Origin of the sequence: Lunatimonas sp., from assembly GCF_020832325.1 — a bacterium.
Lineage (GTDB): Bacteria > Bacteroidota > Bacteroidia > Cytophagales > Cyclobacteriaceae > Lunatimonas.
Genome location: NZ_JAFIEU010000043.1, coordinates 36,625 through 49,466, shown reverse-complemented (window position 1 = coordinate 49,466; position 12,842 = coordinate 36,625). Strand labels below are relative to the sequence as shown.

Sequence of the window (12,842 nt, the reverse complement as noted above, 5' to 3'; positions counted from 1 at the left end):
TACAATTTAACCGGTATTTTGGTTCATTGGTTTGTCGGGTACCATGCTGCTACTGCTACCTGCCAGTACTGCCATATCCGCCTTCTCCGCGAACGGTTTCGGTGAGCGAAGCGTTTGGCACCCAGTTTATTTTTTCGTGTTTCGCCACTACCATTTGGGCAATTCTTTCTCCGTCGTTGATGACAAATGGCTTGTCGGATAAGTTAACCAGCAACACCTTGATTTCACCTCTGTAATCGGAATCCACGGTGCCAGGACTATTCAAGACCGTGATCCCAAACTTAAATGCCAATCCGCTTCTAGGTCGTATTTGAGCTTCAAACCCAGGAGGAAGCTCCAGATATAGCCCGGTGCCGATAAGCTTCCGCTCCATAGGTAAGAGGGTGATTTCTCCTTCCGTATTGGCACGCAGATCCATTCCCGCAGACTCGTCCGTTTGATAGGAGGGGAGGGCATGTTTGGAGGTGTTGACGATCTTTACATCCATATCCGTTAGCGTTGATTTTTTCTAGAAAGCAGCGAAGTTAATTCCTTTTTTTCCATAAGAAAAAGGATCATTCCGTAAAGGACCACGAAACTGTTATGAATAACGAAATTTATCCAGCTATTTCCAGTGTCTATCCAAAATCCAAGATAGCTTATGCCAAAGGAAATTACCAAAAGCCAAATACCTTTCTTCAGGTTATAAGGAATTCGATAGTACTTTTGGCCTATCACGTAGCAAATCACACTCATGACAAAATAGCTCCCAAGGGTACTCAACGCTCCTCCCATGAATCCCCATACCGGTACCAGGGTGAGAATGATTGCGATCGTGATCACGGCACCGATGGCCGTAATGTAGAAGCTGTAGGAAGTACGATCTGTTAGTTTGAACCAAATGCTTAGATTGTAGTAAATCCCGAGAAAAAGATAGCCGAGAAGCAGCATAGGTACCATAACCAAACCTGTCTCATAGCCAGGAGACTGAAAGAACAAGCGGGCGATGAGGTCCAGGTTAACGGATACGACGACCATCAAAAAGGTGCAAAATATAATGAACCAATGCATAACTTTTGCAAATACCAGGGGACTGTCCTTATTCGCAGTCTGTTGAAAGAAAAAGGGTTCGGCGGCATATTTGAAAGCCTGTATAATGAGGTTCATAAAAATCGCTAGCTTAAAATTCGCGCCAAATACACCTCCGGCCTCCCGCTTGCTAAGTCCGTCGTAAAAACCTTCGGGAATGGCATATTCAAATAGACCCCTCGAAAACACTTCGTTGATGACGCCAGCCAACCCCATAAACATCAAAGGGTAGGTATAGGACCACATGGGTTTGAGAATGGACCGTTCGAGGCGGACTTTGATGGGTCTGCTATGATACCAAATCACCGGTAATATCAGGGCGTTGGCTATTACGTTGGCTAAGAGGATGTAATCCACTCCCCATTCCGGCTGGTACACTGTGCTGATCCAAGGTGACAGGCTTGGCAGCCAGTCCTCCATGTAAATATGGTAGGCGACTACAATAAAAAGCAGGTTTAAACCGACATTCAGGACAATGTTCAGCAGCTTGATCATCGCAAATGCCAATGCTTTTCCCTCCATACGCAGTTTGGCATAAGGAATGGCTAGGAAGGCATCGATCGTCAGAATCAACGCAACCCACTTGAACAGGTGTTCCTTTCCAGGGTAGTTCAACAGGTCTGCAAGGGTACCGGACAGGAGGTATATACTAGATCCCAGCGTCAACGCAATCAATCCTACCAGGCTCTGCGTGTTGTAGTATACACGGTCGGCCGGGAGCCCTTTTCCGGTAGCAAATCGAAAATAGGTGGTTTCCATCCCAAATGTGAAGATGACATTTAGAAAGGCAATAAGGGCGTAGATCATGGTGAAGGAACCTAGATCTTCCTTCGCCAAGTAGCCCGTGTAGAGCGGGATCAACAAAAAGTTGATGGTTTTACCTAGAATGCTGCTGATTCCGTAGATGGCCGATTGGCTGGCTAGTTTTTTAAGCTGGCCCATTTTACAATAAAAAAAGGGGAATTATTCCCCTTTGAAATTAGGTTCCCGTTTTTCCAGAAAAGCCTTTGTTCCCTCTCTGTAATCTTCCGATTTCACACATCTCGCAAAGCTATTGGCTTCTATCTGATAGCCGTTTCCAGCGCTGTCGTAGACGGCGTTGACACAGTCGATGATCATCCCGATGGAAAGCGGCGCCTTTTTCATGATCTTGGAAAGGATGGCTTCCGCTCGGGCTAGTGCTAGTTCCTTGGTAGGTTCCATGTAATTGAGCATCCCTAGGCGCATGGCTTCCGGGGCATCGATCATATCCGCTGTCATCAGCATCTCTGTGGCCTTGGTTCTACCGATCAGGTGGGTAAGCCGTTGGGTTCCCCCGTATCCAGGGATTATACCAAGGTTCACTTCGGGCTGCCCCATTTTGGCATTTTCAGTCGCAACGCGCATATGGCAGGCAATGGCCAACTCGCAGCCACCACCTAAGGCGTAACCGTTGATTACAGCAATAACCGGTTTGTGGCAGGATTCTATGTTTTGAAAAACCTCCTGTCCGAATTCCGCAAATTTTCGGGCATTTACCTCATTCAGTTCAGAAATTTCATTGATATCTGCGCCAGCAACAAATGCCTTGTCCCCAGCTCCGGTGATGATTACTCCCCGGATGGATTTGTTGTCGTTTACCTCGTTAAAGATATTGTTGAGCTCCTCCAATATCTTATAACTCAAAGCATTTAGTTTGGACTCCCGGTTTATGGTTAAATAAAGTATTCCATCTTTGATTTCCGAAAGAATATTTTTCTGTTCTGCCATATGAAACGATCCATGATAATCTTCAAATATACAAGTACGTATTTCAAACGCAAAAGAAACGACCAGAAATCATAGGGGGCAAAGATTCTACCGCCCTAGGTAAAAACAGACGACGATATCAGTTATGCTGTTAGTCGGGTGTCTACTACTACAAAGCAGGTTTTAAATTTTATTTTATTTCTATTTTCCAAATAATATTTTATTGTACGCTTGGGACAGGGACAAAATATCTAGTTTATTAGGATGAAGGGTTGCTGAAATATGAATTTTTTGAGGCGAACTCCGGTATTTCTTGTTATTTTTGCCTACGTTAATTTCTCAACTACTTACAACGAACATTTATGTCCTCAAAAAGAAAAATTACGGTAGCATATGGCGATGGCATCGGCCCGGAAATTATGAAAGCCACACTTTCGATTTTAGAAGCTGCAGGTGCAGCCATCGAGACGGATGTCATTGAGATTGGAGAGCAAGTTTACCTCAGGGGAATCAGTGCGGGAATAGAGCCCCGCGCCTGGGATTCCCTAAGGGAGACAAAGGTTTTTTTGAAATCACCGATCACCACTCCTCAGGGTGGAGGGTTTAAGAGCTTAAATGTCACCACCCGCAAGACGCTTGGGCTATATGCCAACGTAAGGCCTTGCAAGGCATATTCCCCGTATATACGGACCCATTTCCCAAAGACGGATTTGGTTATCATTAGAGAAAACGAAGAGGATCTATATGCAGGTATCGAACACCGACAGACAGATGAGGTCTATCAGTGTCTAAAATTGATAACTAGGCCAGGTAGTGAAAAGATCGTCCGTTATGCATTCGAGTATGCCCGTAAATACAATCGAAAGAAAGTGACCTGCATGACGAAGGACAACATCATGAAGCTAGCAGATGGACTCTTTCATAAGGTGTTTAACGAGGTTGCGAAGGAATATCCCGAAATTGAGGCGGACCACAAGATCATTGATATTGGGACGGCATTGATTGCAGACAGGCCTGAGATGTTTGATGTGATCGTGACGCTCAACCTCTACGGGGATATCATATCTGACGTAGCGGCACAAGTGACCGGTTCTGTTGGGCTGGGTGGATCTTCTAACGTGGGTGAACAGGTAGCCATGTTTGAGGCAATTCATGGGTCGGCACCAGATATTGCAGGGATGGATATTGCGAACCCCTCTGGTTTGCTGAATGGAGCCATCATGATGCTGGTCCACATAGGACAACCCGAAGTTGCCGAAAAAATCAGTAATGCATGGATGAAAACTTTGGAGGATGGCATCCATACTGGAGATATATACCACGAAGGTAATTCAAAGAAAAAGGTAGGGACCCAGGAATTTGCTCAGGCGGTAATAGAGCGTTTGGGACAAAAACCACAAACTATGAGTCCCGCGTCCTTTGCCAAAGGGGGAGAGGAAAGCTCTGGTGTGATGAAACTGACCAAAAGAGAATCCGCCAAGAAAGAACTCATTGGCGTTGATGTGTTTATTGACTGGAAAGAAGATCAGCGGGATCCCAATATCATCGGAGACCGGCTAAGGCAGGTCAACGCCGATGGGCTCAAGCTACGATTGATTACCAATCGAGGAGTGAAGGTATATCCGGATGGCATGAAGGAAACGTTTTGCTCAGACCACTGGAGAGTACGTTTTTTCAATGCCGACGAATCAACCATCACCCACCTGCAAACCATAGAGGTTCTCAGGCAGGTCAAAGAGCTCGGCTTTGATTTTATCAAAATGGAACACCTGTACACATTCAACGGTGAGCGAGGGTTTTCGCTGGCACAGGGAGAATAACGATTTGAAAGCAACCCACTCCTTTGCCTGTTGTGCAGGGAGTGGGTTTTTTTGTAAATTTGAGTTTGTTACTAATTTCAACGCCATGGGGGCGCCGAACCGAGTTCTTATTATTACGTACTATTGGCCTCCAAGTGCAGGGTCGGGTGTTCAACGGTGGCTTAAATTTGCCAAATACCTACCCGATTTCGGCTGGGAACCGGTGGTGTTTACGCCCGAAAATCCCGATTTTGACTTAAAAGACGAAACCTTACTTGCGGAAATTCCCGCGCAACTAGAAGTGTTAAAATTCCCTATTTGGGAGCCTTATCAATTGTTCCGGAAGGTCAAGCGTCAGGAAATAAAGGACACCTCAATTATTTTGGAGCAAAAAAGGAAATCGTTCCTTGACCGCCTGGCCATTTGGCTGCGTGCCAATACCTTGGTTCCGGATCCTAGGGTGTTTTGGGTGCGACCTTCGGTAAAGTATCTGACAGATATTTTGGCGGCCAATGACTTCAAGGCTGTAATTACGACGGGACCTCCACACAGCATGCACCTGATTGGCCGCGGCCTAAAGCGAGCGACAGGTATACCTTGGGTAGCCGATTTTCGAGATCCTTGGTCCTCTTGGGAGTTTTTAGATACGCTACCGATGATTTCATTGGTACGCGATCGCCATAATCAATTGGAACATTCGGTTTTTCGGGAAGCCAATGCGTTGGTTACCATCAGTCCTACCTTTCAAAAAGAAATGCAGGAGTTGGCGCAGCGCGAGGTTTACCTGCTCACCAATGGGTTTGATGGGAGTGATTTGCCAATGGGTTTTGCGCGGGCACCGTTGCCTAGCCAAGTATTTGAGATTGTATATACCGGGGTGATCGATTCTATCCGAAATCCGATTCCCTTTTTGAAGGCTTTAAAACATGTTTTTGAGGCGAGCGGGATGCCGGTTCGAATGACTTTTGTGGGAAGGGTAAGCGAGACGGTTAAGGCCTTCGTGGCCGAAGACGGTTGGTTGGTTCAAAACGTCCTGTTTACCGGCTATGTGAACCATGAGGTGGTTTTTGGGTATTATGAAAAAGCGCATTTGCTTTTACTTATTTTGACGGATACCAAAAATGCACGGGGAAACATTCCCGGAAAGCTGTTTGAATACCTAGCGACGAACCGTAGAATTCTGGCCTTGGGCGATCCGTTAGGAGATTCGGCTAAGCTTATCCATGAGGCAGAGGCCGGAAAGGTAATCAGCCATCTGGCAGAACAAGAAATAGTGAGTTATCTTACGTTGGCCCAGTCGCTACGGAATATCCCACCTCCCCAGACCGGTTTGGGGCAATTTGAACGACGGCAAATCACCCAAAGCTTAGCCGAAATTTTAGATGATCTGTGACATTTGTAATAGTAAGTAGATGAGCCTGCGTATTCCCTTTCTTGAGCTGGACAGGATGCACCAGTCGCTAAGGATTGAGCTGGAAGCCAAATTCAGCGATGTGTTACAGACGGGTATTTTTTCGGGGGGCAACGAAGTAGACGATTTCGCACATGCAGTCGGGAGATTGCTGGGAGTAGGCCACGCCATCCCCTGCTCAAATGGGACGGACGCCCTTGAAATGGCGTTGAAAGTAGTGGGTGTACAGCCCGGGGATGAAGTGATTGTGCCAGCACTTAGCTGGGTTTCTACGGCTGAGGCTGTAGTGAATATGGGGGCTGTCCCCACCTTTTTGGATGTAGACCAGAACGGGCTGCTTGACCTGAACCGACTCCATGAGGGTATTTCAAAGCGTACAAAAGCGTTAGTTCCCGTACATCTGTACGGGAAGATGGTGGATATGCAAGCATTGACAGCTGTCTCTCGCCCACTGGGTCTGAAAGTAGTCGAGGATGCGGCACAGGCTTTTGGTTCCTATCAAGGCGGTATCCCAGCAGGCGGATGGGGAGATGTTGGTTGCTATAGTTTTTATCCTACCAAAAATTTAGGAGCCTTGGGAGAAGGCGGCATGATGGTGACAGGTGATGCTTCGTTGGCAAATCATCTTAGCCTACTGCTGAATCATGGTCAGCCGGAAAAAGACGTGCACCTGATTTCCGGCCGAAATGCCAAGATGGATAGCCTACAGGCGGCGTTTTTGCAGGTAAAGCTAAATCATTTTGAATCCATGCAGCAGCGCAGAAAAGCACTCGCCAGAATCTATCTGGATCGCTTGAAGGTACAACCACTGATTAGACTGCCTGAGGGTATGTTGAACGCGGATCACAACGCCCACCTCTTTACCATCCATTGTCCAAAACGAAACTATCTCAAAGCCCATTTGGAAGATCGAGGGATAGGTTCTGCGATTCATTATCCGGAGATATTGCCTAACCTGCCACCTTTTTCAGATGCGGGGAACTATCCGATGGCATCCTACATCTCTCAGTCTACGCTTTCGTTGCCATTACATCCTTACCTTACGGAGGAGGAGGTTCACACGGTTTGCGATGCAGTGCTGGACTTTTTTGCGAGAGGTTAATTTTTTTTGATGTTAGACCATATATGCTTGGCCCGTTCCCTCGCCCAGCTTTCCGTTTCGGGCGATACTTCCCAAAATTTAGCTGCTACGACGTAACTGGATACCAACACGGTACTTTTCAGGGCCATATCGAACAGCACGTTTTCCAATCTTGGTAAGAGGAAGTGTGCAACTGACCAACTGACACTTCCTATGAGCAAGATTTTGAACAGCTCGATCGAAAACGGATTGAATCCCAATCGCACTTTGACATAGATGAATTTGATCAGGTTGTAAAGGAACATGGCAATGAGGGATGCCAGCGCAGCACCTTCGATTCCCCAAATAGGAATAAGCCAGAGGTTGAACAGTATGACGGCCACGCACATGATCAAGGTTGCGGTGATGTTAAAGAGGTAGAATCTGGAAAAGACGATGATTTCGCTATTTACCGAAAACAGGGCATCGGTTATTTTGCCTATCCCAATCAGAAACACCACCCATTTGCCAGCTTGGTAAATTTCCCGGTTTGGAACGAAATGATACAGGTTGTCAATGTTTAACCAGATCAAAATAAAAATCAACAGGCAGATCAACAGTTGGTTTACCGCTACTTTTCGGTAGATCAGATGGATGTCGTCCAACTGATTGGCGGCGAATTTTTCAGAAATGACGGGCATGATGACCTGCGAGATGGCTCTTCTGGGCATTTCAATGACCACCGCAATGGAAAAGCCGATGATGTATACTGCATTGGCATCCAGTCCGATCAGGGAACTCACCATCAAGCTGTCTATCTTCATGATAAGTAACGCGCCCGCTGTCCCCAGTAGCGTGACAAAGCTGTAGCTAAAAAAGGATTTACGGAATTTTCCGTCCAGGTTTTGCCAGTTTAGGGTGAGTTGAAAAAGCTTTGACCGCATCATGTAGCCGACCATAGCCAGCAATGCCAGAAGATACACCCAGCCCAGCCCCCACATTAAGTAGTAGAAGGAATAGAATTTGAAGTAATAGCCCAAGACCAGTACCGCAATCAATAGGCGGAGCAATACATCTCTGATAAAGGATGGAATGGCTACTTTGAGATAAGATCTACAGAAAGACTCCAAGATGGTGCTCAGCAGTGAGAACAGCGTAATCAGCAGCGCTACCAAGAGAAAGTCATTCACATCTGGGGAGTTTCGAGCAAATACTGAAACGACCGTATCCTGAAACAGCAAAAAGAGCCATGCAATCAGAAGAAAGCCAAAGACGCCTACCGCAAGTGTCTGGGTCAAAAAGGAAAACTTGCTCCCTTCTACCAATGGAAAAAAGCGGGTGATCCCGTTTCCTACTCCTAGCTGTGCAAAGGGAACCAGTAAGATCGCCAAGTCTTGAATGGTTTTGAAAAGGCCCACTTGCTCCGGTTCCAATACAAAAGGGAGTAGCCACAGCACGTTGAAGTATCCCACCACTACCCCCAAGTAGGCAAATAAGGTGGTCAACAAACTTTGCTTGGCTATTTTATTCACGGTCGGCTGGGTTTACGTTGGGAAATAGGGGAATCCCATGGAGAGATTAGCTGGAGTAACTTTTCTTTTCTTAGTTCATAGGGGAAATGTTCGATGATGCGGTTTCGGGCTTTTTTTCGCAGCCCCGGCAGGTCCTTATCTTTCAGACCTTCCACGATAGCGCAAAGTTGATGGAAATCCTTTCGCTGGAGCAAAAAACCGGTGTCGTCGATGATGTGTGGGATTTCCCCTACCTGGGAACCTAGGGGGATACAACCGCACAGCATGGATTCTGCAAGAGCGTTGGGAAACCCTTCTGAGGCGGATAATTGGAGATAGAATTGATGTTGGTGGTATATGTCCCGGAGTTCGGTAGGGCTGAGTTTGGGTTTTACGATGACATTTGGCATATCTACCGAAAACGTCGCATCGCCTACTAATGTGAAATGATACTGTTTGTAGTTTTGGGCTAGTTTCAGAATAAGGTCTATTCCTTTGACGTAGGCGCGGTTGGGCATAGAAATCCCCGTTGCCACAGTTACAAAGGAAAAGGGTACTTTGTCATTTCCAGGGTCATTCCAAAAGTTGGTGTCAAAACCATTGTATACGACTTGGATGGGCGTTTTTAATCCGGGAATCAAGTTCCGCAAGCCCTGCAGTGCTGGCACCTTTGAATCATAGCGGTATTCGGATGAAACCAATGCTTCGGAAACAGGGACAATCAGGCTGCAATTTCTGAAACTGAACACCGTGGCCCATCTCAGCCATTTTTTTCGGTAGTTTCCATAGTTAATATGAGGAAGGTGCATGGCGTCTGTACCACCGCATTGGATGATCACTTTTTTTCGGAATAGCTTGCCCAATATAACCGGAATCACGGTATGGTAGCCACCAAAAAAGCATAGGTACCGATTGGTAGCGGGCAGAATTACGATAAGCTGGATAAACTGTATCAGGAAATAAGCAGGAAGTAGTAGTGGGTTATCGGTAAATGTCAGGAATTTTATCCTGGTATGTTCCTTCAACATCTCCAAATCCCTTTGGATAAACGCGGTTTTGATCGGTGCTATATAAACCAGCATGCGAGCTTCAGTTAGGAAGACCCAATTTATTCCAAAGCCGTTCCTTTAAGATTTGCCATTTGGGTTTATGCGTCACCTTCTCTATTGGCCGTTGCCGTTTAAATACAAAGTATTGGTAGTCTTTTTCTTCGTAAAATACACTGTAGGTTTCCATTTTGTCTAGATAAAACCCGTTCGCAGCCAGGTCACCTACCAGCTTAGCTGTATCCAGCGGTTGATCGATCACCTGTAGTTTTTCGGCTTCATTTGCAATCATCCATTCCAAAAATCTTGGTGCGGGAATGTGTATAAAAACCATCGTGTCCTGGTGACTATGACGCTTTATCTTTTCGAACAGCGGGGCATGGTCTTCTACCGGGATGTGTTCCAACACGTCGGGAAAGACCACCGTGTCAAAGGTTTGGCCTTTTTTGTCAAAGTCCTTCATGTCCGACGTTTCAAAACGTAGGTTGGAGAAGCTTGCCCACAGTAAGGCGGCTTGTCGGATGCTTTCCGGACTGATATCTACTGCTAATACGCTGCCTTTCGGGACCTTTTTTGCCAGTAAGTGGCTCACCGTGCCTATTCCGCATCCTACCTCCAAAACCCGATGATCCGGCTTCAAACCAGCATCCAGCACCTTTTTGACGATACTGAGGTGTCTGGAGTTTACACCTATTTGGAGTTGAAGGTCGGCAAACTCGTCGTAAAACTTGGCTACTTTTTCAGACATGATACAGTGGGGTTATTGGTTGGGGCGTCGGCGAAAGGACAGTACGATGACCAATCCCAGGGCCAGGACCAATAGGTACTGGGTAATATTCATCACCAATGAGGCAGTAGCATAGGTGGTGGGCTTGAATTCAAATACCACGGTCGAGCTGCCCTGTGGTAGCTCCAATCCACGAAGTAGGTAATTCGTTCTCAATATCTCTGCATTCGTGCCGTTGATCGTGGCTATCCATCCTTTTGGATAGTAGACCTCGGAAAATACTACCAGACCGGCTGTATTGGCCTCTACCGAATACGTCAAACGGTTGGGTTGGTAAGATTCGAGGGCGATGGTTCCAGAGCCAGTAGCAGGTGATTTTCCTTGTGCCCCGGCAAGGGTGGCCTGGCGTTTTGTATCCAAGCTGTTGAGCAGTTCGATTTCCTCTTGATTGGTTTTCACTTCAACGATTTCCGAGGGAAACCAGGCAGGACCATTTGCCAGAGGGTTTTGAAACACTGCATTTTCGGCTCTTCCAGCCATGAGGTACTTGGTATTGAGCATGTTCAATACTGGAATGCTCTCAAAATCGAAATTGCCTTCCTGTGCTTTTTGGATAAATTGGTTTATTTCCGGAGAGATGCTGTTTTCAATCAGCTCTTGGTACCTACCCAGTTTTGCCCCATGGTATCCACCTATGCTGTTAAAACGGTAGCTGGTTCTGGCTTCGTTGAAAGGATTTTGTAGGTTGAGAACCCTGAAATAGCCTGGATCCTGTAGGATTTTCTGATCGGCCGGGCTAGCTGCGAAGTACTGCTGACTGGGGTTGTCGCTAAAGCTGTCCTTGTCCAAATACCGACGGTTTACACCCCATACATCGATTGTTATCAATACAACAAGGGTAATGAGTGCAAGGGATTGGTTTAGTTTTTCCTTTAGTAGGGCAAAAAGGAGGCCTGCCGTTAGCAAAAGAAATGCGACACTTCGAAAAGCATCCGACATCAGCATGCTCTTTCGATCTTCGCGAAGGGCCTGTTGCAGCCAATCGGGATAGGAACCCTCTGCGCTTCCTCTATAGCCCAAGATGCCCGCAGTTATCACTGCAAGCGCGATTAGGCCAAAGACCACAGCAACCGTTATCCAATAGGTTCGCAGTGTGTTTCTTTCTTGGCTCCGCAAGACCAAGTTTTCCAGTCCCAGCGAGCCCAAAACAGGGACCGCAAAGAGCGTAACACCTAAGGACATGGATACAGCCCTGAACTTGTTATAGCCGGGGAGGTAGTCAAAAAGGAAATAGTTGAGCCATTCCAGATTTTTGCCCCAAGAAAGGATCAAGGAGGTGACAGTGATTCCCAAAAAGATATTCCGATACAGTGGAGGTGCAAAAAACAAGCCTAAGATGAAAAAGAATACCATGATTACTCCGCCGTAGATGGGGCCACCAGTACCTGGCTGATCACCCCAGTAAGTAGGGGCACCGCGTGTGAATTCGTTGATTTGGGCTGGTTCAATGCCTTGCCGCCTCAGGGCCTCCTCTGATGCGGAAGATTTGGGCAGGGGTTGCACACTTCCTCCTCCCAAATAGTTCGGTATTAAAAAGGTCAATGTTTCTAATTTTCCTTGGGACCAGTGGAATGCGTAGTCTTTCCCTAGTCCGGATTGACCATCCTGCCGGGTATCCAAGTTACTGACACCTCTGGTGGAGTACTGGCTATATTCCATTACGCTGGTTAGCCGGGCTGCATTTCCTAGAATACCCAAAAAGGCCCCTAAAATCAACAAACCCGTGATTTTGCCGAATGTTGGCAGTTCGTTCTTTCTCTGGAAGTGTATCAACTGCCCGATTCCATAGATGATCACCATAATAAATGTATAATAGGTGATCTGCAGGTGGTTGAATTTAAGCTGCAAAAGGACAGCAAAGGCCGTTAGGACGACACCCAGTAACCTTTTACCTGAAAATGCCAGGTGTACACCTGCAAAAAGCAAGGGAATCAGGCACACGGCCCAGATTTTGGCGTTGTGGCCAGCCTCTAAACTCAATATATTAAAGGTGTTGAAGGCAAAGGCGATGGCGCCTGCTGTTGAAATCTCGGGCCGGACACGGAAACTCAGCAGCAGGACATACATCCCGACCATTCCAAAAAACAACGATCCGATCGGATGTGGCAGACCCAGCGTAAGCACCTTAATCAGGAAATTGGTAATATCACCTTTTGGATTACTATGAATAAGGTAGGCTGGCATGCCGCCAAACATGCGGTTGGTCCATAGCGTTTCTTCTCCCGTTTCAATTCGATGGTCGAGTACCTCCTTTGCAGATCCTTCCCACTGTAGGATGTCCGATTGGAACATCAGTTTTCCTTCAAAAACAATAGGAGAGAAGTATAGAACCGTAATCAAATAGAAAGCTAAAATCCCCAGCAAGTGGGGAAGGATATCTTTTTTAAAGCTAAAAGGCATGAGCTCGGTTTAGAATTGGCAACTGGTTGATG

At 46.6% G+C, this 12,842-nt stretch carries 10 protein-coding genes; 3 read left to right on the top strand and 7 right to left on the bottom strand.

Annotated features, from left to right (window positions below):
- Window positions 1–55: 55 nt before the first annotated feature.
- The 3 genes from dut to JJU34_RS15680 are packed head-to-tail and all read right to left on the bottom strand — an operon-like array spanning window position 56 to window position 2,817.
- Window positions 56–487: a dUTP diphosphatase gene (gene dut / locus JJU34_RS15690; RefSeq protein WP_228693351.1), complete on the bottom strand. Its 432-nt coding sequence runs from the start codon at window positions 485–487 to the stop codon at window positions 56–58.
- Window positions 488–492: 5 nt separating this feature from the next.
- A complete protein-coding gene (locus JJU34_RS15685; protein WP_228693350.1) occupies window positions 493–2,010 on the bottom strand; it encodes a polysaccharide biosynthesis C-terminal domain-containing protein in 1,518 nt (505 codons plus the stop codon).
- Window positions 2,011–2,031: 21 nt separating this feature from the next.
- On the bottom strand, window positions 2,032–2,817 hold the full coding sequence (locus JJU34_RS15680) for an enoyl-CoA hydratase-related protein (protein ID WP_228693349.1): 786 nt from the start codon (window positions 2,815–2,817) through the stop codon (window positions 2,032–2,034).
- Window positions 2,818–3,158: 341 nt separating this feature from the next.
- On the opposite strand from JJU34_RS15680, the gene JJU34_RS15675 reads away from it, so the two are divergent.
- The 3 genes from JJU34_RS15675 to JJU34_RS15665 are packed head-to-tail and all read left to right on the top strand — an operon-like array spanning window position 3,159 to window position 7,108.
- Window positions 3,159–4,616: an NADP-dependent isocitrate dehydrogenase gene (locus JJU34_RS15675; RefSeq protein ID WP_228693348.1), complete on the top strand. Its 1,458-nt coding sequence runs from the start codon at window positions 3,159–3,161 to the stop codon at window positions 4,614–4,616.
- A complete protein-coding gene (locus JJU34_RS15670; RefSeq protein ID WP_366512718.1) occupies window positions 4,582–5,988 on the top strand; it encodes a glycosyltransferase family 4 protein in 1,407 nt (468 codons plus the stop codon). Before JJU34_RS15675 ends, JJU34_RS15670 begins: the two co-directional genes overlap by 35 nt.
- Before the next feature lie 19 nt (window positions 5,989–6,007).
- Window positions 6,008–7,108 carry a DegT/DnrJ/EryC1/StrS family aminotransferase gene (locus JJU34_RS15665; protein ID WP_228693346.1) on the top strand — a complete coding sequence of 367 codons (1,101 nt, stop codon included), beginning with the start codon at window positions 6,008–6,010 and terminating at the stop codon, window positions 7,106–7,108.
- Here the strand turns inward: JJU34_RS15665 and JJU34_RS15660 are convergent.
- The 4 genes from JJU34_RS15660 to JJU34_RS15645 are packed head-to-tail and all read right to left on the bottom strand — an operon-like array spanning window position 7,105 to window position 12,810.
- Entirely contained in the window at window positions 7,105–8,598 is a 1,494-nt protein-coding gene (locus tag JJU34_RS15660) for a polysaccharide biosynthesis C-terminal domain-containing protein (protein WP_228693345.1), read from the bottom strand. The two genes, JJU34_RS15665 and JJU34_RS15660, sit on opposite strands and share 4 nt — an antisense overlap.
- Window positions 8,595–9,659, bottom strand: coding sequence for a glycosyltransferase family 4 protein (locus JJU34_RS15655; protein ID WP_228693344.1), 1,065 nt, complete (start codon window positions 9,657–9,659; stop codon window positions 8,595–8,597). The genes JJU34_RS15660 and JJU34_RS15655 overlap by 4 nt, the downstream gene beginning before the upstream one ends.
- A gap of 7 nt (window positions 9,660–9,666) precedes the next feature.
- Entirely contained in the window at window positions 9,667–10,371 is a 705-nt protein-coding gene (locus JJU34_RS15650; protein WP_228693343.1) for a class I SAM-dependent methyltransferase, read from the bottom strand.
- A 12-nt stretch (window positions 10,372–10,383) separates the two neighbouring features.
- The gene (locus JJU34_RS15645; RefSeq protein ID WP_228693342.1) at window positions 10,384–12,810 is read right to left on the bottom strand and encodes a YfhO family protein; all 2,427 of its coding nucleotides are present in this window, start codon (window positions 12,808–12,810) and stop codon (window positions 10,384–10,386) included.
- Between the last annotated feature and the right edge of the window lie 32 nt (window positions 12,811–12,842).